Source organism: Arthrobacter sp. Y3223065 (genome assembly GCF_059090885.1).
Map to the genome: position 1 here is coordinate 199,815 of NZ_JBNHGC010000006.1, position 20,158 is coordinate 219,972.

Here is a 20,158-nt window from a genome sequence, read left to right on the forward strand (position 1 = left end):
CGGGCCGGCCCCACTGGTGCTGCCGCGTTTGAACCGGCGGCTTGGTCGCTCCGCTCAGACGGTTTCGACCCCGTGCAGCACCTCGGAGGCGTAATCCATCACGGCCCGTGCCCGTGCGCTCAGGGCCACGCCTACGGGCCAAACGGCCACCACCGAGGTCCCGCCCGCCCGGGGCACCAGAGGCCTCGAGACGATCGGCAAACCTTCGGTAGTAACGGGGATCTGGTTGGGTCGTGACATCAGCAGGCTGTAGCCGAGGCCGCGTCCCACCAACGCCCTGACCAGATCGATTTGCGGCACCTGGGCCGCCAGCGTCGGCGTGAGGCCCCGTTCGCTGAACATTAGCTGCGTATAACCGCTGCTGGGCACCGATTCGAGCATGATCAGCGGCTCCGGAGCGAGTTCGGCCAGATCCAGTTCGGCCTTGCCGGCCAGCGGGTGGGACTGGGCCAAAACGGCCATGACCTCGGTGCGATAAATGATCTTTCGCTGCAGTCCCGCGGGCAGGCCGATGTCATAGACGATGGCGGCGTCCAAGGCGCCGGTCGTCAGCGACGGCAACAGGTCGCCGTGATCGCCCACCGTAATGCCGATCTCCACTCCCGGATGCTGCTTGCCGAAGCCCTCCAGCACCGAGGGCAGTACGTTGCTGGCCAGTCCGATGTAACAGCCGAGCGCCACCGGTCCCCGCAACTGTCCGTCGACGCCGGCCAGTTCGCTGGCCAGCCCATCGGTTTCCTTCAGGATGCTCCGGGCCCGGCCGGCGAGGTACTGCCCCGCAGGCGTGAGCCACATGCCCTTGGCCTTCCGGCGCACGCACAGCTGCTCGCCCACCGCTGCCTCCAGTTCGCTCAACGCGTGCGAGAGCGCCGACTCCGAAATATGCAGGGCGGCCGCCGCGGAGCTGAGCGTCGGATGATCGGGCAGGGCCGCAAAGAGTTCCAGCTGACGCAGGGTGAACTTGGGCAAGAACCGTATTCCTAAACGATCGAAGAAGTTGTGCTGATATCCGCAGTTTACTAGCAGATACCCGAGAGGTGACACTGGACACATCCACGGAGTTCAAAGGAGCAAGCAATGACTACCGGCGTCGGACAGTGCCCGTTCGGGTTTGGCACCAGCACATCGGAAGGGGTCCTGCCCTCTCCCGCTGCGGTTGCGGCATCACCGAGTGTTCCCGCCCCACCTTCTGTTCCAGCCCCATCTTCCGTTCCCGCCGCAGCACCCTTTGCCGCGACACGGGCCGCTCCCGGAGCCGTCCGCGCAGGGACGTCGGCTCTTGAAAGCCGGCCGTACACCTCGGCGGACTGGGTGCGGCCGGCGGACCTGATGGCGGATCCCTACCCCACGTACCGCCGCCTCCGGGAAGAGGCACCTGTTGCGTGGGTGCCGTCGCTCAACCGGTTCCTGGTGACGAGCTACGCCGGATGCCATGCGGTGGAGATGGACCAGGAGATTTTCAGCGCCAACGTCAGCGGCGCCACCATGAACCGTGCCCTCGGCGGTCAGCCGATGCTGCGCAAAGACGATCCGGAACATGCCGCCGACAGGGCCGCGATCAATCCGGTGCTGCGCCCCAAGAACATCAAGGATGCGTGGGCGCCGGTCTTCGAACGCAACGCCCGCCTGTTCCTGGACCAAGTAGAGGAAGCCGGCCCCGACCGTGCCGACCTCAACCGGGACTACGCGGCCCCGGTCGCCTCGAAAAACCTCATCGACCTGCTCGGCCTCAAGGACGTGGCGGTTGACCAGATGCGCCGCTGGTCGCACGATTTCATCTCGGGAGCCGGGAACGTCCTCGACGACCAGAGCATCTGGGACCGGTGTGAGGCTTCGCGAGCCGAATTGGATGAAATCCTCGACGAGCTCATCCCGTTTTACCAGCGGCATCCGGACGCATCGATGACGTCCGCCCTTGCCAACAGCGGACTGCCCTTCGAGAACGTCGCCGCCAACGTCAAGCTCACGATCTCCGGCGGCATGAACGAGCCGCAGCACATGGTGACCAACATGGTGTGGGCGTTGAGCCGGCATCCCGAGCAGCGCCAGGCCGTACTGCAGGATTCATCGCTGTGGCCTGCCGTCTTCGACGAAGCCGTCCGGTGGCTCTCCCCCATCGGCATGTACCCGCGCCAAACCACCCGGGACACCATCCTGTGCGGTGTCGAGCTGCCCGCTGGCGCCGGCATCGGCGTCGTCGTGGCCTCCGCCAACCGCGACACGGCGCATTTCGGTCCCAGCGCCGAAGACTTCGACATTTTCCGGCCGAAAACCTCCCACCTGGCTTTCGGCAGCGGGGTTCACCTGTGTGCCGGACACTGGGCCGCGAAGTCCGCCATCGGACAACTCGCCGTGCCGCTGGCCTATGAGCGCTTCCCCGGTCTCCGCACGGACGAAAGCCGCGCCGAGACCTGGGACGGCTGGGTGTTCCGCGGCCTGACCAGCCTCCCCGTCACCTGGAACTAGGAAAGAAGGACCATGGCAAAGATCAGCTTCCACCACTCCGACGGCAACGTTGACGTGCTCGACGTCGACCCCGGCACCTCACTGATGCGCGCCGCCGTCACCAACGGCGTCGCCGGCATCGTCGGCGAATGCGGCGGCCAGGCCATGTGCGCCACGTGCCACGTCTACGTCCGGCCCGAATACCTCGACGGCCTGCCCGAAATCGGCGACGACGAAGACGAGATGCTCGACTGCACCGCCGGCCCCCGCGACGAAACGCGCAGCCGGCTCGGCTGCCAGATCACGGTCGGCGACGGCCTCGAGCAAATCGAGGTTGACGTTCCCGACGACCAGATTTGAGGCAGCACAGAACGATGGCGGTGCTCGGCACGCGCACGGGACCGCCCGTTCGCGTGCTGACCCGTCATGTACCCAGAGTGCTGTGGGGCAGCGGTAGGAAAACCCGATCTTCACCGATATCATCGCCATATGACGATGCAGCGCGAACGCTCTGTGGGCCGCACCGGCGACTTGGCACCGGCTGCCGCTTTGTTCCACAGCCTCTCGGACCCTACCCGGCTAGCAATCCTGCAGCACCTGACCACGGGCGAGCACAAGGTACGGGAACTGACGGAGCACCTCGGCCTGGCCCAGTCCACGGTGAGCGCGCACTTGGCCTGCCTGAACGACTGCGGGCTGGTTGCCTCAAGGCCGGTGGGGCGGGCGTCGATGTACTCACTGACCACCGAACCGGAACTGCTCGCCGCCCTTGCCGCGGCCGAGCAACTACTCAAGGCAACCGGCTACGCCGTCGAGCTGTGCCCGACGGTCTCCGGGAGCCGGGCTGTCGCGGAGTCGCTGCCAGGTGCGGCGCCCTCATCCGAGGCGTCGGCGTGAGCGGACACCACCACCACCATGCCGGTCCGACGCACCGCGGCCGGCTGGCCATAGCCTTCGCCATCACCGCCTCCATCCTGGTCGCCATGGTGGTCGGCGCCTTCGTGACCGGGAGCCTTGCACTGCTGGTGGACGCCGGGCACATGCTCACCGATGCCGGCGGGCTGCTGATCGCCCTGATCGCCGCTTCGCTCATGGCCCGCCCACACACCCCGCGCCGCACCTGGGGATACCTCCGGATGGAAGTCCTGGCTGCGGGAGCCCAGGCCGCGGTCCTGCTCGCGGTCGGGATCTACGCGCTGGTCGAAGGTGTCCAGCGGCTGTTCCACCCACCCGAAGTCAGTTCGAGTGGCCTGCTGGTCTTCGGCATCATCGGCCTGCTGGGGAACATCGCCGCCATGCTGGTGCTCAGCGCGGGCCGGAACGCGAACCTCAACTTGCGGGCGGCTTTCCTCGAGGTGGTCAATGACGCCCTCGGCTCCGTCGCCGTGATCGCTAGCGCCGTCGTCATCGCCACCACCGGCTGGACCCAGGCCGACGCGCTGGCCGCGATGCTGATCGCCATCCTGATCGTCCCGCGCACCATCAAGATCCTCCGCGAGGCGGGCAGCATTCTGCTGGAAACCGTGCCGAAGGGCCTGGATCTCGAGGACGTCCGACAACACATATTGGAAGTGCCGCACGTGCTGTCGGTCCACGACCTGCACGCCTCCCGGATCTCCTCCAACATCCCGGTACTGAGCGCGCACGTGGTCATCGAGGATTCCTGCTTTGTGGACGGTCACGCCCCGCAGGTTCTGGACCATCTCCAGCAGTGCGTGGCCGAACACTTCGAGCTGAGCGTGGAACACTCCACCTTCCAACTGGAGCCCGCAGGCCACGTGGAGCACGAGCACCCGGGCCACGACTAGCGGAACGGCCGGGGCAGCATGGGCCCCGAGCCCCGGCCATGCCTTGCCGGACGAGGAAAGCTACTGCGCCGGAACGAAGTCCCCTGCTACCACACGGCCCATGAGCTCCGTGAGGAGATCCACGCCGGCGAGCATGTCGTCGTCGTGGGTTAGCTCCTTCTCATTGTGGGAGATGCCGTCCACGCTGGGCACAAACAGCATGATGGTGGGGACGACGTCCTTCAGGTTGGTCGAATCGTGCCCCGCGAGCGTGCGGACCGTTCCGTACGTCAGGTCCAACGCCTCCGCGCACTTGGCGGCCAGACGCATGCCCGCCTCATCGTAGGACTTCGCTGCCCAGACATGTTCGGCGCCGCGTTCGATCCGCACACTTGCCCTTCGCTCGATCTCAGCGACCCGGCGGTGCAGTTCGGCATCGGCGGCGGCCAGCACATCGGGGTCCGTGCTGCGCACGTCCACGAGCAGCTCCACCCGGCTGGCCACTACTACGGGCGAGTTCGGGTACACCGTGAACTCCCCGCAGGAGGTGATGACGGAATGCTCCTCCGTGCTGAACTCGTCTGCAATCTCCCGCGCAGCGACCACAAGCGAGGAGGCGCCGAGCAGCGCGTCGTGCCGGTCGGCAATCACTGTAGCGCCGGTGTGCGCCTGCTCTCCGTGCACGATGAACTCGTATTTGTTCGCACCCCAGGTCGATTCAACCAAGCCGATGGTCAGCCCGGCGTCATCCAGCGACCGGCCCTGCTCAATATGGATTTCCACGTAGGCTGAGACATTCAGGGAAAAGTCGCCGATGGTGCCGATTGCTTCCAGCGCCTCGCGGACGGTGGTGCCGTGCGGATCGGTGGTGGCAAGGACCTTCTCTGCGGGCAGCTTGCCAGTGAACACGGAGCTGCCCATCATGGAGGGCTTGAACCGGCACCCTTCCTCGTTGAACCAGTTGATGACGGCGATGTTGAACGCCGGTTTGATGCCCTCGGCCACCATCCGCTGCTTGAGCCGGATCGCCGCGTGGGCTCCGGCCAGTACGCCGTAGGCGCCGTCGAAGCGCCCGCCGAGTGGCTGCGAGTCCAGATGCGAGCCGACTCCGATATACGGAGCACCCGGCACCAGCTCGAGCAGCGCGAATTGGTTCCCCACTGCGTCGTAGCGGACCTCGAAACCGTGCCCCTCGACCAACCCGCGGAACCAGTTCCGGGTCTGCCCGTCCGCAACGGTCCCGGCCTGACGGTCCACTCCCCCGCCGGCCGTGGCACCGTGCGTACTCATGGAGCGGAAGTCGTGCAGGAAGGACCCGGCTTCGTCGCTGGACTTGCTGGCTTGCTGCGAGGCAGTGATAGTCATGATTGCACTCCTAGGTTCTGATCGTTCAGAAGGTACTCTGCGGACGACGCCGGCGCCCGGCTCGGGGCACGAAGCGAGGCGTTGCCTGCGCCTGCGCTGGGAGCCGTGCCGGCCTTCAACTGGTTGTAGGTAAATTCGCCGCCAACGATCGTGGCAAGGACCTCGAGGGCGGAGATGTCGGCAGCGTCCAGCGGTGAGCCGGACAGCACAGCGAAGTCCGCGAACTTACCCCTGCGTAACGTGCCCTTCTCGCAGGCCGCGCCCGTGGCCCGGGCGGCCCAATCGGTGTAAGTCCGCAGCGCTTCTTCGGCGGTGAGGCCCTCGGATGCCCCGCCGAGGATCCGTCCTTGTTCGGTGCGCCGGTCCACCCAGGACTGCATCGCGCGGAGCACGTTGTTATCGGCCACCGGCAGGTCGGAGCTGCCAGCCACCAAGATGCCGGCGTCCACCAGCGAGCGTCCTCGGTATAGCCAGCCCTCGCGCTCCGCACCCACCAAAATGGCGAACTGGTCGCCCAACGGGCCAATGAAAGCGGCCTGCGGGGTGACAGCGATCCCGGCCGCGGCGACGGGCGCCAGCTGATCTGGCCGCGAAATGCCGAAGTGCTCAATCCGGTTGGGCAGATGGTTTCGGCCGTAGCGCTCTTGGCAGCCGACAATGATGTCGGTCGCCAGATCAATGGCCGCGTCACCGATGGCATGAAGCGCGATCGGCCAGCCGGCCCGGTAGGCCGCGTCCACGCGTTCACGGTAGGCCTCGGGTGAATCCAGCAGGTAGCCCCTGGTGTGCTGGTGGCCGCAGTAGTCCTCGGTCACGGCCGCCGTGACGCCCAGCAATGAGCCGTCCATGAAGACCTTTACCGGCCCCAAGGACACCCATTCGTCGCCGAAGCCCGCAACCGCCCCGAGGTCCAGGCCCCGTCCGTTGCCGGTGCCATGCATGTCGGCGGCGTTGGCCTCAAGCGGCCGCAGCGAGTCGAGCGCGGGCATCAACTGGGCGCGGGCGTGGAGCTTGCCGGCCTGCTTAGCCTTCAGGTACGCCTGCACTTCCACCGGGCTGTGCCCTATCCAGCCGCCCCCGATGCCTGCCTCGGTGAAACTGGTGATCCCTTCGGCCGCGTAACGCGTGGTCGCCGCGTCCAATGCCTCGACGATGCGCTCCACCGGATACGGCAGCAGCAGGTTCTGGATCAGCTGCTGCGCTGATTCTTCAACAACGCCGGTCGGGTATCCGTCAGGGCCGCGGAGCACGGCGCCGCCGGTGGGGTCGCTGAAGCCGGGCTCGAAGACGCCAGCCAAGCGCAAGGTGGCGGAGTTGGTGATGGACAGGTGCCCCGAGACGTGCCGCAGGTACAGCGGCCGGTCGCCCGTAATCTCGTCCAGTCGGCGGATGTCCGGAAAGGCCCCGCTGTGGTGCTTGTGGTTAAAGCCGGTGCCGTTGACCCAGGCGCCCGGCCGGTCCTCCAGCCGCCGGACCTCGGCGTCCAGCAGCGCGTACAGTTCCTCAAGGCTGCGCGCCTGTTCCAGCTCGACGGCGCCCAAGCCCAGTCCCCACCAAGTGGTGTGGCAGTGCGCGTCAATGAAGCCGGGCACCACGGCGGCACCGTCCAGCGATACTTCGCGGGCAGCGGTGCAGCCCTCAAGCTCCTCATCGAAGCCAACAATCCGTCCATTTATAACGCCGACGGCTTGGGCGCGGGGACGCTCTGATTCCAGGGTGAGGATTTCGGCGTCGCGCAGGATGAGGTCCAGTTTCATCGTGTCCCCTCCCCTGCCGCCGCCAGAGAGTTGCCGGCCTCATGCGCAGCCAGCCCGGCCGAAGCCAGGGATACGATTTCCTCCGGCGCATTGGCTGTCCCTGGCGGCATCGTCTGCGGATCCGTGACCAGGTGCAGCAGCGCCAGCCGCCCGCTGGTCAGGGCACGCTCCAGCGCCGGCCCAAACTCGGAGGTCGCTTCGACGCGTTCCCCGTGCCCGCCGAAGCTGCGGATCCAGTCAGCGAAGTCAGGGTTGACCATGGAGGTGCCGGACGGCCGGTCGGGGTAATGCCTGCGCTGGTGTTGAACGATGGTCCCGTAAATGCCGTTGTCCACCACGATCACCAGCGGAGCAGCGCCGTGCGCCGCCGCCACGGCGAGTTCCTGCGCATTCATCATGAAGTCGCCGTCGCCGCAGACCGCCACCACCTGCCGGTTCGGTTCTATCAGCGACGCGGCGACGGCAGCCGGAACGGCCAGCCCCATGGCGCCGTTCCGCGGCCCGATCAGCGAACCGGTGCCGTGGTGGGTCAGGTAGCGGTGGCCCCAGAGCGTCGCGTTACCGGCGCCGTACGTCACCACCTTGTCCGCGGGAAGTCGGTCTTCCAGCACGCCGAAGGCCACCCCCAGGTCAACCCCGGGGCGGTGGTCCGGCCGCGGCGTGGCGTACCGGCGCTGGTCTGCAGCGAGCGCGTCCATCCAGCCGCTGCCCCGGGTGCCGCGAACTTCTGCGGCAAAAGGAAGTGCGTCAACGAAGGCCGACGGCGAAACCGCCAGATGCTGGTCAATCCGGCCGGAGTGCATGGCTGCATCCGGATCCGGCAGCACCAGCACTGTCGTGGCATCGAAGCCCTTGGTGTAACCGTCGCTGAGCACATCGCTCCGACCGCAGCCGATGAACACCAGCAGGTCAGCCTCGTCCAGTCTGGCGGCAAGGGTATCCGCCCGGCCGTAGCCGAGCCAGCCGGACCACGCCGGCGAACGGTGCGGAACCACATCGTAAGCCCGCCAGTCGGCGGCCACCGGCACCTGCGCCTGGGCCGCCCAGGCAGCGAGCTTCCCTCCGTCGTCGCCCCAGCCCTCGCCGCCGGCAATGATCAGCGGACGGACGGCAGCGGCCAGCCGGGCGGCCAGTTCCTCCATCGCGGCCGGAGACGGGACGGCTGCTGCCAACGCACGCGGCTGAACTACCCCCGTGTTGGTTGCCCGGACCAGCACGTCCTCAGGCAGGCCGATCACCACTGGACCGGGCCGGCCGGACACAGCCAGCTGCATCGCCTCGGCCACCGTTTCCGCGGCGCGGTGCTCGTCGTCGAGCACCGCCACGCGTTTAGCGGTCGTCGAGAACCAGCCCTCAAGGCTGAACTCTTGGAACGAGTCCCGCCCCCGGTCCGCCACCGGGATCAGGCCGACAAAGAGCACCATCGGCGTCGCGTCCTGCCATGCGGTATGCACGGCAATCATCGCGTTCGCCGCGCCCGGCCCCCGGGTCACCATCGCGATGCCCGGGATGCCGGTCTTGCGCCCCTCCGCCAGCGCCATGAACCCGGCGCCGCCCTCCTGGCGGCAAACCACCGTTGACACCGGCGAGTCGTGCAGCCCGTCCAAGACATCGAGGAAGCTTTCGCCCGGTACCGAATACACGCGCCGGACGCCGTGCGCCTCCAACTGGCGGACAATCAGGTGGCCTGCGGACTGGGCCATAGTGTGGTGCTCCTTCGTCAGGAAATTCGTCGTCGGAAGTTGGGATCAGTGCTTGAAGCCGGGCAGGTTCACGCTCATGCGCGGAGCCACGACACCGGCCACGGCGGTGAACAGGCTGAGGAACACCAGCAATGCGGCGGCCGGCCACCAGTGGTTTCCGGCGGCGGCCACGGTACCGGTGGCCAGCAGCGGAACGAAGCCGGAGAGCATGCCGGCAGTGTTGGAGGCGAAACCCACTCCGGTGTAGCGGGTGCGTGCCGGGAACAGACCGGTTAGCACCGTACCGGAAGCCGCGTACGGGAATGAGAGCGTCGCCACTGCGAGCACCATGCCGGTGACCACAAGTACGGGGTTGCCGCTGTCCACCAGCAGGAAGGACGGCACCGCGGCCACGGCGGAGGCGATGCCCCCCACCAGGATTACGCGGCTGGCGCCGAACCGCTCGCCCAGTCGGCCGCCCAGGATAAGCACGGGAATTTCGACGATGGCCGCGATGATGCCGCCCAGCAGCATCAGCCGGGCAGGGTAGCCCAGGATATTCACGCCGTAGTAGACCACAAACGCGGTGACCAGATAGAAGCCGCCAACACCGAGCAGGGCCGCGGCCATGCCGATGATGATGTGCTTCCAGGACTCCCTCAGGGTAGTGCGGATCGGGGCCTTCTCCACCTGGTCGTGCTCCAACAACTCGGCGAAGACCGGGGACTCTTCCAGCCTGCTGCGAATGTAGAGCGCGATCAGCAGCATCGGGATAGCGGCGAGGAAGGGGATGCGCCAGCCAAAGGAGTTAAAGGTTTCCTGCGAGAAGAACAATGTCATCAAGAAGAAGCCACCGGAGGAGAGGATGGTGCCGATCGGTGAACCGATCTGCGGCAGCGCCGCGTAGCGGGCACGGCGCTCCAGCGGGGCGTTCTCCACCACAATCGTCATTGCACCGGACCACTCGCCGCCCACAAACAGCCCTTGGGCCACGCGCAGCAGCACCAGCAGCACCGGAGCGGCCATGCCAATGGCGGCGTACGTAGGCAGCAGGCCGATGAGGCCGGTCACCACACCGATGCCCACAATGGTGACCATCAAGGTCTTGCGGCGGCCGATCCTGTCGCCCATGGCCCCGAAGAACATGCCACCCAGCGGACGTGCCACCAGGCCGACGCCGAAGGTCGCGAAGGACGCCAGCGCCGCTGCCGTTGCGTTCTCATTGGCGAAGTACTGGACATTGAACACCAGCGCCGCCGCCGCGCTGAACAGGAAGAAGTCGTACCACTCCATGGCAGTGCCAATGAGGGCACCGATGGAAACCTTCATCGCCTCCTTGTCCGTGATCTGCCGGGTAGCCCCGGCCTCGAGATTCAAGGTTTCTGACATGGTTCCTCCGTGTTTAGTGTTCAGGTGTTCCGTTGTGCCGGACGCCACAACGCACTGATATGCACACCAGCATTCCAGAGTGTGCCGCGTCACACCCGCACGAAACGTTGCGGCTTTTCGCGGCTAGGATGTGCAAAAGCACACGATAGGGGTCAACAAACGCCATGGAAGCACCGCTCATGGAAACGCACGACGATGATGCCTCCGCAGCCCGTTGGAACCTCCTGCTGGACCAGCTGTCCGTGGACAAGCTGACGGACCTCTTCATCGAACGCATCCTCCAACTCGACGACTACCGGGACGGGGTGCTGCCGGCCAGCGAGATCCGCCGCACAGGGGCGGCCTCGTTCCAGGCGCTGATTGAAAGCCTGCGCCCCGGCGAAGACAGTGAACGCCTCATAGCCGAACGGCAAGGCATTTCATTGGACGTTGGCGTCTCCCGTGCGAGGACCGGCGTCCCCGTGGAGTCCCTGATGACCGCAATCCGAATCGACTTCACCGTGATCTGGGGCGAACTCATGGCACTGGCGGATCCGGGCGATGCCGAGCTACTGGTGCGCCGGGCCGAAACGGTGTGGCAGGTGGTGGACTCCTACGCGGCGCAAACCCAAGCCATCTATATGGCCGAGCGCCAGCGCATGGCCCAGGAAGAATCTTCGGTGCGGCAAGGACATGTCGCCACAATGTTTGGGCAGGTCGACCCTCCGCCCGAAATGCTCACCCGCATCGCCGACGAGCTCGGCATCGACGAATCTGCTCCCCTCGTTGTCGCGGCAGCCACAACTGACGACGCCGCCGCGCTTCGTGTGGAGGTTGCCTCGGCTTCCCGCCGTGGCACAGAAATATTCACCCACCCCCTGCCCGACGGACTGGTCGCCTTCTGGGCAGCCGATGACCGCCCGGGCAGCGCCGCCCGCGAAGCCACCGAGCAAATCAAGAACATCCGATGCGGCTTGGTCGTCCAGGTTGGCGGCCTCACAGACTTGCGCGTCGCCGCCCAAGCCGCCCGCGCCCTGGCGTCCTTGGCCGAGGACAGTGATCAGCAGGCCCTCACCATGCAAAACGCCTGGGCCAGACTGGCTCGGCACCGCCTCTCGGAAACCGGGGTTCCCATTGTCGCCGACGTGGACGCCGCGCTGGCCCGGTGCGGAACGGTGGAACGGGCCCGGCTGGTGGAAGCGGTACGGTCCTACCTTTCCACGGGCAGCATCGCCCAGTCCGCAGACCAGCTCTTCTGCCACCGCAACACCCTGATGAACCGGCTGCGTCGCTTCACGGAATTAGTCGGCATCGACGTGACCATCCCCCAACAAGCCGCCCGCCTCGTCGTCGCTTGGTCCTGACAAAGCCCCTCCACCTTCCAGCTGGAAACCGGCCGGCCACCTGGAGCACGAGCACCCGGGCCACGACTGAGCGCAACGGCCGGCGCGGTTTGGCCTATCGCTGCCGGCCGTTGCCCTGTGCTGCTACTGGAGCGGTGTCCTGATCAGCTTCTTGTTAACGAATTCGTCCATGCCGAAACGAGCAAGCTCGCGGCCGACGCCGGAGCGCTTGACCCCGCCGAAGGGCAAGTCGGCTTGAGAGTCCGGAGTGGAGTTGATGAACACCATGCCGGTGTCCAGGCGGTCAGCGACTGCTTTGGCCTTCTCTACGTCCGCGCTGAAGACCGCGCCGCCTAATCCATAGGGTGAACTATTAGCCAGTTCGATGGCTTCCTCCGCATCGGCGACCTTGTAGATAACAGCAACGGGTCCGAAGAGTTCCTCGAGGTGCGCCCGCATGCCGGGCTTCACGTCAGTCAGAACCGTAGGCTCGACGAACGCGCCGGGCCCGTCCACGTGCTTGCCTCCGGTGTGCAGCTTGGCCCCCTTGGACACCGCATCCTTGACCTGCTCGATGAGTTCGTCGGCAGCGGCCTCTGAAGACACCGGCCCGAACCGCGTCTCGGGCTGGAGCGGATCCCCCGGCTTAATCCGCGCCATGCGGGTGGTGAATTTTTCCACGAATTCGTCGTAAAGGTCCTCCACGACGAAAAACCGCTTGGATGCAGTGCAGGCCTGCCCTGCATTGCTCATCCGGCCGGCAACGGCCGCCTTCACTGTTTGGTCCAGGTCGTCGCTGTCGAGGACGATGAAGGGGTCGCTTCCGCCCAGCTCGAGGACATACTTCTTCAGGTTTCGGCCGGCGACTTCGGCGACGGCGGCACCGGCGCGCTCGCTGCCAGTCAGGGAGACTCCCTGCACACGGGGATCTGCGATGATCTCGGCGATCTGTTCGTTGGTGGCGAAGATGTTGATGTAGCCGCCGTCCAACAATCCCGCATCCTGGAAGATCTGCTCCATGGCCATTGCGGACTTCAGGCACTGCCGGGCATGCTTGAGCAGGATGGTGTTCCCGAGCATCAGGTTCGGCGCGGCAAAGCGAGCCACTTGATAGTACGGGTAATTCCACGGCATGATGCCCAGCAGCACTCCGATCGGCGCACTGCGGACAACAGCTTCGCCGCCGCCCTTGACGGTCAGCCGCTCGTCGGCCATGAACCCGGGACCTTCGACGGCGTAATACTCGTAGATGTCTGCCACGAGTCCGACTTCTCCCCGCGCCTGGCTGACGGGTTTGCCCATCTCCTGGCTGATGATCCGTGCGAGCTCTTCTTTGCGCTCCCGGTACAGTCCTGCCACCCGAAGCAGGACGCCGGCGCGTTCCTGCACCATCGTATTGCGCCATGATTCGAAGGCGACGTGAGCACTCTTCACTGCCTCGGCGACATCCTCATCACTTGCAGCCGGCATTTCGAATAGAACTTCGCCCGTGGCCGGATTAATTGTCCTGTAGTAGCTCATAAAGATTGAGCATACCCGTCATCGACTTCGGTTTTCCAGCACTCCCCGCCACGACCAACGGTCGATCATTACCGCCACCAATTAATGTCATTCCTGAGTCGAGCGGGTAGAATATCAATGTTCGAGATCAGACCGGAGATCCCGGCGTCTTGATTAAATCCCTAGGAGAAGAACCCGTGGCTTCACCGATGGCGCTGCAGTCTCAAATCTATCGATCGCTGCCGGACATGGAACGCTCGGAGGCCATCGTCCGCCGGATCTCTACAGCAATCTCCTTAGGCATGCTGCGGGTCGGGGAACGCCTTCCGGTTGAGGCTGAGCTGTCAGAAATGTTCGGCGTCGCTGGCGCAACGCTTCGGGATGCCTTGGCAGAGCTGCGGGACCAAGGTGTGGTCGAAACCAGGCGGGGGCGCAACGGCGGCACTTTTGTGGTGAAGTTCCCTGCCACACAGGAGGAGAACCTGCGCCAGTACCTGCGCGAGACCTCCATCGCCGACCTTCGCGATCTGGGCGACGAACAAACAGCCGTTGCCGCCGCCGCCGCCCGCCTGGCCTGCGACCGAGCAGATCCCAAGGACTTGGACCGGTTGGAACGACTGGCCCGCGGGCTCGAGCAGGCGGCTACCCCCGAGGTCCAAGCACGGGCTGACAGCCGCTTTCACATCGAATTGGCGGTGGTAGCCCAGTCGCCGCGGTTGACCAGCCAGGAGATCAGGCTGCAATCGGAAGTCGGGCAACTACTGTGGACTCCGATGGCAGGCGTGTTCGACGCTCAGGCCGCGGCGCGTGAGCACTTGGGAATTGTGTCCGCTGTGCGGGAGGACGACCCCGACAGGGCGCAGCGCTTGGTCTTGGAACACATCCGCCGTAACACCTACCACTTGATCGACACCAAGCTGACCCTCACCCATGCCGGCGAAGAACAGGAGATTTCATGACCGCGCCAGCAACTTCACAGGCCGCCGAGAGTGCCGCCGCCATCGAGGCATGGCTGAACGGGCTTTACCAGGACCTCCATACATCGTCCAAGAAGGTGGGACAGCGCCTCGAGGAAAGTGTCTCCCCAGGCAGCAAAATGTCGCCCACCGAGATAGTGGGCATCGGCGAAATGGCGGAATCTTTTTTGCATTCGCACGACATTGCTGTGGGGGCCGGCGAAATATTCTCCCTGTCCGCTATCAAGGATGCCCAAGGCGTCTTGGAATGGTGGATTCGAAACAATTCCGGAAATATTGAAAAGTTCGGTTTTGACCTAGCCCCTGAAGGTGACCGTTTCTACGATTACGAGAAGCTACCCTGGTTTTCCATTGCCGCTAAAACAGGACAGCAATCGATCGCCGGACCCTATGTCGACTATCTGGGGTTCGACGAATACATCGTCACCTGTGCCGTTCCCACCTATGTCCATGGCGCGTTCATCGGTGTCACGGGATGCGACATCCGGGTCCGGGACCTGGAAAACAAGCTGATCCCGATCGTCCGCCGCATACCAGGCGATGCCGCCCTCCTCAACGACCAGAACCGGGTGATTCTGGGCAATTCGGGACGCTTCATCGTCGGTGAACGGATCAAGTCCGCGCCCGCAGGGTTCGGGTTCCTTCCGTTGGAGGTACCCAACCTGAACTTGCGGTTGATCTGCGCGACCGAGTAGCCGCGCAGACCAACTTCAGGCGTTCACGGGATCAGCCATTCGCCCGGTGTCCCTGCCTCCTCCCTTCCTGTTCTGTCCGTCTCTGCCTTGGCGGACGAACTCGGCAAACAACGCCATCCGGTCATCCGCATTCCCGCCCGAATCCTCCGGGTGCCACTGCACGCCGACCACCCAGGTCTTGTCCGGATGCTCGGTTCCTTCCACAACTCCGTCGTCGGCAACGGCTGTCACCGTCAGTTCGGCGGCCACCTGTCCTACAGCCTGGTGATGGCCCGACCGCACTGTCAGCCGTTCGCAGCCCATGATCGAAGCCACCTTCGAGCCCGGGAGCAGACTGATGGATTCGTCCAAAAACAGCGGTTGCCCGGGAGCCCCGCGGTGCAGGTGCCACGGGTCAAGATCCGGAATCAAGGTGCCGCCGCAGGCCACGTTCAACAGTTGCGAACCGCGGCAAATGGCCAGCATCGGCTGGTCCCTCTCAAGAACTCCCTCGATCAGCTCCAAGCAGTACTCGTCCGCTCGGCGGTCCACGCCGTAGGAGTTCGGCACCGGATCATGGTGGCCGTACAGCTTGCCGTCCACGTCACCGCCGCCCAGGAAGAGCACGCCGTCGTAGCCGGCAAGCTCCCCGGCCGGCAACAGTTCTGTCGCCGCGCTGTCCACCAGTTCACCCCGCGCACCGACGGCCAGCAGCGTCTCAAATGCTGTCCGAGTAAACCGCTCCATGAGTGCCAGCGTCTGATCCGTCATTCCGGGAAAGGTGAGGGAAACGACGACGGCGATGCGCGGCGCGTCCGCCGGCAGGTTGGCAAACCCGGCTGGCAGCACGGCTGCGGGCTGTACGCGCAGGCCCTCCCCGGTCACCAAGCACCCGCCCCGGTCAGTCCGCTCACGGCAGCGCGGCGCCGAATCGCTGCTTCGACCACCCACTGGAACAATGCGTGGTCGCTGGCATTGGTCTCCGCGGTGTCCTCCGGATGCCACTGGACCGCCAGCATCGGCGCTGCTGCAACTTCCACCGCTTCCACCACGCCGTCCGCGGCCCTTGCTGTGACCGTCAGGCCTTCGCCCAGTACTCCAATCGCCTGATGGTGGTAGGAGGAGACATCGACCGTCTCGCTCCCGACGACCTCGGCCAGCAGCGAACGTGTGGCGACCCGGACCGGATGGACCGTGCCCTTGTGCTGCACCTCCCCGGGCCCTAGATGCTGGATCAGGGTTCCGCCCCGACCGACGTTTAAAAGCTGAAGGCCGCGGCAGATGGCTAGCAACGGCACGTCCCCGGCAAGGCAGCCTTCAATAATCCCGGTCTCGTAGGCGTCCTGTCCGTCATAGTCGGTGGGCCAGTAGTGCTCGTCAGGGTCGGCTCCGTACAGGGACGGCGCCACGTCTGCTCCGCCGGGCAGCACGACACCGTCCAGCCGGGCGAGCTGTTCCGCCGGGCTCTCGCCGGTACCCGGAAACATGATCACAGGTTCGCCGCCGGCACGGACAATGCAGCGCAACACCGCGGCGGCCACGGCGACGCCGTCGTAGCGCAGTCCGTGGACGGAGCTGGACCACATCCCCGGCACTCCAATCAAAGGTCGTCTCATGCCGAGACCTCCGTGGTCAGCGGGAACGGCAGGTGCGGCATCCACTCGGCCCACACGGCCTCCAGCTGGCCGTCGGCGACGACGGCACCCAGGGCGCCGTTGAGCTCGGCGAGCAGTTGCGGGTTGTCCTTCGCCACGCCGATGCCCCAGCGGTTGCCGGTCCGGGCGGTGAAGGCCACGTCGTATGCCGGGTCCTCCCCCAGCGGAGCGGTCACGACGTCGTCGTCCACCATGGCGTCCACCTCGCCGTTGCGCAGCGCCGCGAGCATGTCACCGAAGACGTCGTCGCTGGCACCGAAAGCCACCGGAATAATCCCGGGAAAAGTGGATGCAAGACGCATATTTGCACTGCCCTCAATGGCCGCCACCCGGTATCCGGAGAGGTCCTGCGGCGAACGCGCCGGGTCGCCCTTCCGGACCAGGACGGTTTCATCGAACACCGCGTACGGCGCGGTGAAGTCCACTAACGCTTGGCGCTCGGGGATGATGCCCTGGCCGCACCATACGGCGTCGACCCGGTGGTCCCGTACTGCCGGGAGCATGTCGTCCCAGGGCATGCACGCCCACTCAAGGCGCAGGCCCATGGCGGAAGCGACCAGTTCGGCGGCCGCCGGTTCGTATCCGCGGCGGTTGCCACCGGAGTCGGCCATATTGAACAGCGGCGGCGCGTCAGAGTCGATGCACGCCAAGCGCAGGATCCCCGGGGTCAAAGTGTTCACGGCGCTCACGGGATGGTCTCCCAGTACATCTCACGATCCCATTCGGTGATGGCTCCACAGTAGCGGGCCCACTCCTCCTGCTTCAGCTGCGTGTAGATCGCCACCAGGTCCTCGGGCAACGCTGAGGTCAGGTGAGTGTCCGACACGAACGCGTCGATGGCGTCACCCAGTGTGAGCGGCAGTTGCCCGCCGACCGGGCCGTCAGCACCGCCGTCGGGCATACCGGGATCAAGCTGCCGGTCCAGTCCGTCCTGCATGGCCGCAATCAGCAATGTGTGGGATAGGTAAGGGTTCACCGCGGCATCCGGCACGCGGTACTCCATCCGGCCATTCGAAGAGATGCGGATCAGGCAGCCGCGGCTGTCCAACCCCCAGTTGGCCAGGCTCGGGGCGAACTGGCCGGCATCCCAGAACCGCTTGTAGGAGTTTACGGTGGAGGCCATCACGGCCATCGACCCCGGCGCATGGGCCAGCATGCCCCCGATGGCGTACTTGGCGGTCTGTGAGACGTGCAGTTCCACCCGGCCGGCGTCCTCGGTGACGTTAGTGTCGCCGTCCCAAAGGCTCAGGTTGTGATGACATCCATTGCCCATCTGGCCGTTATATGGCTTGGGCATAAAGCTGGCGGTGACGCCGAATTCCCGGGCCACCTGCTTGCAGATCTGCCGGTAGGTCACCAACCGGTCTGCGGTGTTTTCCACGCGGTCGTACATCCAGTTCAGCTCAAGCTGGCCGTCGTCCTCGTAGTCGCCTTCAATCATGTCCAGGCCCATGGCCTTGGCGTAGGTGACCAACTGCTTGTAGATGGGGCGCATCCGCTCCAGGTTCTCCACCTGATAGGCGGGGCTGGTGCCGGGCTTCTTGACAACATCCAAGCCGGGTCCCTCCCACGTCATCTCCGGTTCGGTGCCGGAGCGCACCTCGAAGCCGGTGTGGGCGGTGAACGCTTCGTGTGAGCGGATCAGCAGCGACCGGGTGTCGATCGGCAGCAGGCGGCCACCTACGTCCGGCAGGTGCGGGGGCTCGTAGGCAGTACAAAAAATCCGGGCGACCGAGGTGTCCCAAGGCAGGACCACGAAAGTGTCCGGCTCCGGTAGTGCCCAGAACTCCCGGGCCTCGATGCCGCCGCCGATCAGGTTGCCGTGGCGGTCGTTCTGCAGGTCCGACAGCGCGGTGCGGTGGAAGCAGATGCCCTTCTCCAGGTTGCGGCGGAAGTGGTTGGCGGGAACCATCTTCGCCACCATGCGCGAGCCGATGGTAGGCAGCGCATAGTAAACGTATTCAACGCCGGCTTCTTCGATCTTGCGGCCAAGTTCGCGCACCGTTTCGGGGCGCAGGTTGCGCTCTTGGTGGCGGGCGAAGGCATCGCGGTCGCTCAATACCGGCAGCATATCGGTGGCGGCCGCATCGGGCCGTACGGGGGTTAGTGTCATCTCAGTCTTCCTTCGGTTTGAGGGCCGAGCCGTTCTTTTCAGACGGCGGCCAGCTGGGAGCTGGCGGGCAGCCCGGCCTCGGTCACGAGCTTTCGGTAATGCAACTGGCGGTCGGCAGGCAGTGCGGAGGTTACGGCGCCGATCAGCCGACCGCCGAGGTAGTAGGCAAGGGCGGCACCGTCGGAAGGCCGGGACGGGTCCCCTTCCAGGACCTCGATCCGGTCTGCGACGGCCGGGCTGCCCACGCCCTGAACTCGGATACCGAAAATGTCCGTCCAGAAGGAGGGCATCGGCGCGGCCGGTGCCGGGGTTTCGGTTCCGTTCAGTCCGCCGACCAGGGCCGGGGCTGCGATCTTGGCAGTGTCGGCAGGTGTGGCCCAGTGCTCAACGCGTCGTGGTCCGGTGCCGGCGCGGCGGTCCGGGTAGCGGGCCACATCGCCGACCGCGACCACATGCTCCGTCCCGAGCACGCGCAGGTGCGCGTCGCAGAGCACGCCGTCAGTCAGATCCAGGCCGTTGCCGGCCAACCACTCGACGTTCGGCTTTGAACCGACAGCCTCAATAACGGCATCGGCCGGCACCTCGCGTCCACCCGCCAGGCGGACCCCGGTGCATCGCTGCGGCCCGGCAGCGCCGTCGTCGTGCCAGGTGAATGAGGTGACGCGTTCACCTGAGATGCACTCGACACCGCGTTCGGTCAGGAAGTTGCGCATGCCGTCGCTCAGTTCGCGGCCGAGCGTGTGCTGCATGGGCCCGCTGCTCCCCTCGATCAACGTCACGCGACAGCCCAGCAGCGTCGCCGTGGCAGCTGCCTCACAGCCGATGAATCCTGCACCGACCACCACGATCCGGGCATCCGGCCGTAATTCCCGGTGCAGGCCCAGCGTGTCCTCCAAAGTGCGGATGACGTATCGGCCATGCAATGGCCCGGGAACCCTGACGCGCGCCGGCCGCAGCCCGGTTGCGACCACCAGTCCGTCGTAGCCCAACTGCTCGCCAGTAGCGAGGGTCAAGGTGCGGTGCGCAAGGTTTGCGCGAGTAACCGGTGCCCCGAGCTTCCAGTCGATGTCGGTGGCGGTGCGGCGCTGCCGCAGCGCCACCGACGCCAGAGCTTCTTGGATCGAGCCGGGAGACTTCAGCAGTTCCTTCGAGAGCGGCGGCCGGTTGTAGGGAGGATGGATTTCCCCGCCTATAACGAGGATCTCCTCCTCCCAGCCGGCCGACCGTAATTGTTCAGCGGCGCGCAAACCTCCCATCGAGGCTCCGGCGATGGCGATTCTGCGGGCCATGATCAGTCCTTGAGGAAGATCGCTTGGACAGGACAAACGTCGATGGCTTCCTCGACCTCGTCGAGGAGAGAGTCGTCGAACGCCGGCTCGTATTCGAGGACTCCGTCCGGGTTCATACGGAAGACTTCCGGCGCGGCGATGGCGCACTGGCCATGGTTGTCACACAAGCTGCGGTCGACATCAACGGTCTTCATGGTGGTCCT

19 protein-coding genes are annotated in these 20,158 nt (G+C 65.6%); 7 read left to right on the forward strand and 12 right to left on the reverse strand.

Annotated features, from left to right (window positions below; genetic code table 11):
• Nucleotides 1-54 precede the first annotated feature (54 nt).
• The gene (locus AC5RUK_RS15945) at nt 55-969 is read right to left on the reverse strand and encodes a LysR family transcriptional regulator (protein WP_494152765.1); all 915 of its coding nucleotides are present in this window, start codon (nt 967-969) and stop codon (nt 55-57) included.
• Between the two features lie 360 nt (nt 970-1,329).
• Between AC5RUK_RS15945 and AC5RUK_RS15950 the strand changes: the two genes are divergently transcribed.
• The 4 genes from AC5RUK_RS15950 to AC5RUK_RS15965 all read left to right on the forward strand — a co-directional run bounded on the left by AC5RUK_RS15950 (nt 1,330) and on the right by AC5RUK_RS15965 (nt 4,253).
• Nucleotides 1,330-2,466, forward strand: a complete 1,137-nt coding sequence (locus AC5RUK_RS15950; protein ID WP_494152766.1) for a cytochrome P450 — start codon at nt 1,330-1,332, stop codon at nt 2,464-2,466.
• A 12-nt stretch (nt 2,467-2,478) separates the two neighbouring features.
• Nucleotides 2,479-2,805 (forward strand): 2Fe-2S iron-sulfur cluster-binding protein, encoded by a 327-nt coding sequence (locus AC5RUK_RS15955; protein ID WP_493978588.1) that lies wholly within the window; start codon nt 2,479-2,481, stop codon nt 2,803-2,805.
• A gap of 129 nt (nt 2,806-2,934) precedes the next feature.
• A complete protein-coding gene (locus tag AC5RUK_RS15960) occupies nt 2,935-3,342 on the forward strand; it encodes an ArsR/SmtB family transcription factor (protein ID WP_494152767.1) in 408 nt (135 codons plus the stop codon).
• Nucleotides 3,339-4,253, forward strand: a complete 915-nt coding sequence (locus AC5RUK_RS15965; protein WP_494152768.1) for a cation diffusion facilitator family transporter — start codon at nt 3,339-3,341, stop codon at nt 4,251-4,253. The genes AC5RUK_RS15960 and AC5RUK_RS15965 overlap by 4 nt, the downstream gene beginning before the upstream one ends.
• 60 nt (nt 4,254-4,313) lie before the next feature.
• Here the strand turns inward: AC5RUK_RS15965 and AC5RUK_RS15970 are convergent, their stop codons facing one another.
• Genes AC5RUK_RS15970 through AC5RUK_RS15985 form a run of 4 tightly spaced genes read right to left on the reverse strand, consistent with a single transcriptional unit; the run spans nt 4,314 to nt 10,425 of the window.
• Nucleotides 4,314-5,597, reverse strand: coding sequence for a M20 family metallo-hydrolase (locus tag AC5RUK_RS15970; RefSeq protein WP_494152769.1), 1,284 nt, complete (start codon nt 5,595-5,597; stop codon nt 4,314-4,316).
• The gene (locus AC5RUK_RS15975; protein WP_494152770.1) at nt 5,594-7,354 is read right to left on the reverse strand and encodes an amidohydrolase; all 1,761 of its coding nucleotides are present in this window, start codon (nt 7,352-7,354) and stop codon (nt 5,594-5,596) included. Before AC5RUK_RS15975 ends, AC5RUK_RS15970 begins: the two co-directional genes overlap by 4 nt.
• Entirely contained in the window at nt 7,351-9,057 is a 1,707-nt protein-coding gene (locus tag AC5RUK_RS15980) for a thiamine pyrophosphate-dependent enzyme (protein WP_494152771.1), read from the reverse strand. Before AC5RUK_RS15980 ends, AC5RUK_RS15975 begins: the two co-directional genes overlap by 4 nt.
• A gap of 45 nt (nt 9,058-9,102) precedes the next feature.
• Complete coding sequence (locus tag AC5RUK_RS15985; protein ID WP_494152772.1) at nt 9,103-10,425, reverse strand: MFS transporter; 1,323 nt, start codon at nt 10,423-10,425, stop codon at nt 9,103-9,105.
• Between the two features lie 164 nt (nt 10,426-10,589).
• Here AC5RUK_RS15985 and AC5RUK_RS15990 point away from each other — a divergent pair, with 164 nt between their 5' ends.
• Nucleotides 10,590-11,768 (forward strand): helix-turn-helix domain-containing protein, encoded by a 1,179-nt coding sequence (locus AC5RUK_RS15990; protein ID WP_494152773.1) that lies wholly within the window; start codon nt 10,590-10,592, stop codon nt 11,766-11,768.
• A 123-nt stretch (nt 11,769-11,891) separates the two neighbouring features.
• Here the strand turns inward: AC5RUK_RS15990 and AC5RUK_RS15995 are convergent, their stop codons facing one another.
• Complete coding sequence (locus AC5RUK_RS15995; RefSeq protein WP_494152774.1) at nt 11,892-13,268, reverse strand: NAD-dependent succinate-semialdehyde dehydrogenase; 1,377 nt, start codon at nt 13,266-13,268, stop codon at nt 11,892-11,894.
• A 176-nt stretch (nt 13,269-13,444) separates the two neighbouring features.
• Here AC5RUK_RS15995 and AC5RUK_RS16000 point away from each other — a divergent pair, with 176 nt between their 5' ends.
• Both AC5RUK_RS16000 and AC5RUK_RS16005 read left to right on the forward strand, forming a co-directional pair.
• Nucleotides 13,445-14,206: a FadR/GntR family transcriptional regulator gene (locus AC5RUK_RS16000; RefSeq protein ID WP_494152775.1), complete on the forward strand. Its 762-nt coding sequence runs from the start codon at nt 13,445-13,447 to the stop codon at nt 14,204-14,206.
• Complete coding sequence (locus AC5RUK_RS16005; protein WP_494152776.1) at nt 14,203-14,919, forward strand: cache domain-containing protein; 717 nt, start codon at nt 14,203-14,205, stop codon at nt 14,917-14,919. The genes AC5RUK_RS16000 and AC5RUK_RS16005 overlap by 4 nt, the downstream gene beginning before the upstream one ends.
• 15 nt (nt 14,920-14,934) lie before the next feature.
• Here AC5RUK_RS16005 and AC5RUK_RS16010 read toward each other — a convergent pair whose 3' ends face one another.
• From AC5RUK_RS16010 to AC5RUK_RS16035, 6 genes are read right to left on the reverse strand one after another with little or no spacing between them, the layout of a single operon-like run.
• On the reverse strand, nt 14,935-15,783 hold the full coding sequence (locus tag AC5RUK_RS16010) for a gamma-glutamyl-gamma-aminobutyrate hydrolase family protein (RefSeq protein ID WP_494152777.1): 849 nt from the start codon (nt 15,781-15,783) through the stop codon (nt 14,935-14,937).
• Nucleotides 15,780-16,514 carry a gamma-glutamyl-gamma-aminobutyrate hydrolase family protein gene (locus AC5RUK_RS16015; RefSeq protein WP_494152778.1) on the reverse strand — a complete coding sequence of 245 codons (735 nt, stop codon included), beginning with the start codon at nt 16,512-16,514 and terminating at the stop codon, nt 15,780-15,782. The genes AC5RUK_RS16010 and AC5RUK_RS16015 overlap by 4 nt, the downstream gene beginning before the upstream one ends.
• Entirely contained in the window at nt 16,511-17,233 is a 723-nt protein-coding gene (locus tag AC5RUK_RS16020) for a substrate-binding periplasmic protein (RefSeq protein WP_494152779.1), read from the reverse strand. The genes AC5RUK_RS16015 and AC5RUK_RS16020 overlap by 4 nt, the downstream gene beginning before the upstream one ends.
• A gap of 5 nt (nt 17,234-17,238) precedes the next feature.
• Entirely contained in the window at nt 17,239-18,666 is a 1,428-nt protein-coding gene (locus tag AC5RUK_RS16025; RefSeq protein ID WP_494152780.1) for a glutamine synthetase family protein, read from the reverse strand.
• 38 nt (nt 18,667-18,704) lie between these two features.
• Nucleotides 18,705-19,955, reverse strand: coding sequence for an NAD(P)/FAD-dependent oxidoreductase (locus AC5RUK_RS16030; protein ID WP_494152781.1), 1,251 nt, complete (start codon nt 19,953-19,955; stop codon nt 18,705-18,707).
• 2 nt (nt 19,956-19,957) lie between these two features.
• Nucleotides 19,958-20,149 carry a ferredoxin gene (locus AC5RUK_RS16035; RefSeq protein WP_494152782.1) on the reverse strand — a complete coding sequence of 64 codons (192 nt, stop codon included), beginning with the start codon at nt 20,147-20,149 and terminating at the stop codon, nt 19,958-19,960.
• Between the last annotated feature and the right edge of the window lie 9 nt (nt 20,150-20,158).

Excerpts from the sequence above, each read along its gene's own strand:
- AC5RUK_RS16005 (WP_494152776.1), top strand. The coding sequence starts at position 14,203 with ATGACCGCGCCAGCAACTTCACAGGCCGCCGAGAGTGCCGCCGCCATC.
- AC5RUK_RS16035 (WP_494152782.1), bottom strand. The coding sequence starts at position 20,149 with ATGAAGACCGTTGATGTCGACCGCAGCTTGTGTGACAACCATGGCCAG.
- AC5RUK_RS16025 (WP_494152780.1), bottom strand. The coding sequence starts at position 18,666 with ATGACACTAACCCCCGTACGGCCCGATGCGGCCGCCACCGATATGCTG.
- AC5RUK_RS15950 (WP_494152766.1), top strand. The coding sequence starts at position 1,330 with ATGGCGGATCCCTACCCCACGTACCGCCGCCTCCGGGAAGAGGCACCT.
- AC5RUK_RS15975 (WP_494152770.1), bottom strand. The coding sequence starts at position 7,354 with ATGAAACTGGACCTCATCCTGCGCGACGCCGAAATCCTCACCCTGGAA.
- AC5RUK_RS15980 (WP_494152771.1), bottom strand. The coding sequence starts at position 9,057 with ATGGCCCAGTCCGCAGGCCACCTGATTGTCCGCCAGTTGGAGGCGCAC.
- AC5RUK_RS15990 (WP_494152773.1), top strand. The coding sequence starts at position 10,590 with ATGGAAGCACCGCTCATGGAAACGCACGACGATGATGCCTCCGCAGCC.
- AC5RUK_RS15955 (WP_493978588.1), top strand. The coding sequence starts at position 2,479 with ATGGCAAAGATCAGCTTCCACCACTCCGACGGCAACGTTGACGTGCTC.
- AC5RUK_RS15960 (WP_494152767.1), top strand. The coding sequence starts at position 2,935 with ATGACGATGCAGCGCGAACGCTCTGTGGGCCGCACCGGCGACTTGGCA.
- AC5RUK_RS15995 (WP_494152774.1), bottom strand. The coding sequence starts at position 13,268 with ATGAGCTACTACAGGACAATTAATCCGGCCACGGGCGAAGTTCTATTC.
- AC5RUK_RS15985 (WP_494152772.1), bottom strand. The coding sequence starts at position 10,425 with ATGTCAGAAACCTTGAATCTCGAGGCCGGGGCTACCCGGCAGATCACG.
- AC5RUK_RS16030 (WP_494152781.1), bottom strand. The coding sequence starts at position 19,955 with ATGGCCCGCAGAATCGCCATCGCCGGAGCCTCGATGGGAGGTTTGCGC.
- AC5RUK_RS16015 (WP_494152778.1), bottom strand. The coding sequence starts at position 16,514 with ATGAGACGACCTTTGATTGGAGTGCCGGGGATGTGGTCCAGCTCCGTC.
- AC5RUK_RS15970 (WP_494152769.1), bottom strand. The coding sequence starts at position 5,597 with ATGACTATCACTGCCTCGCAGCAAGCCAGCAAGTCCAGCGACGAAGCC.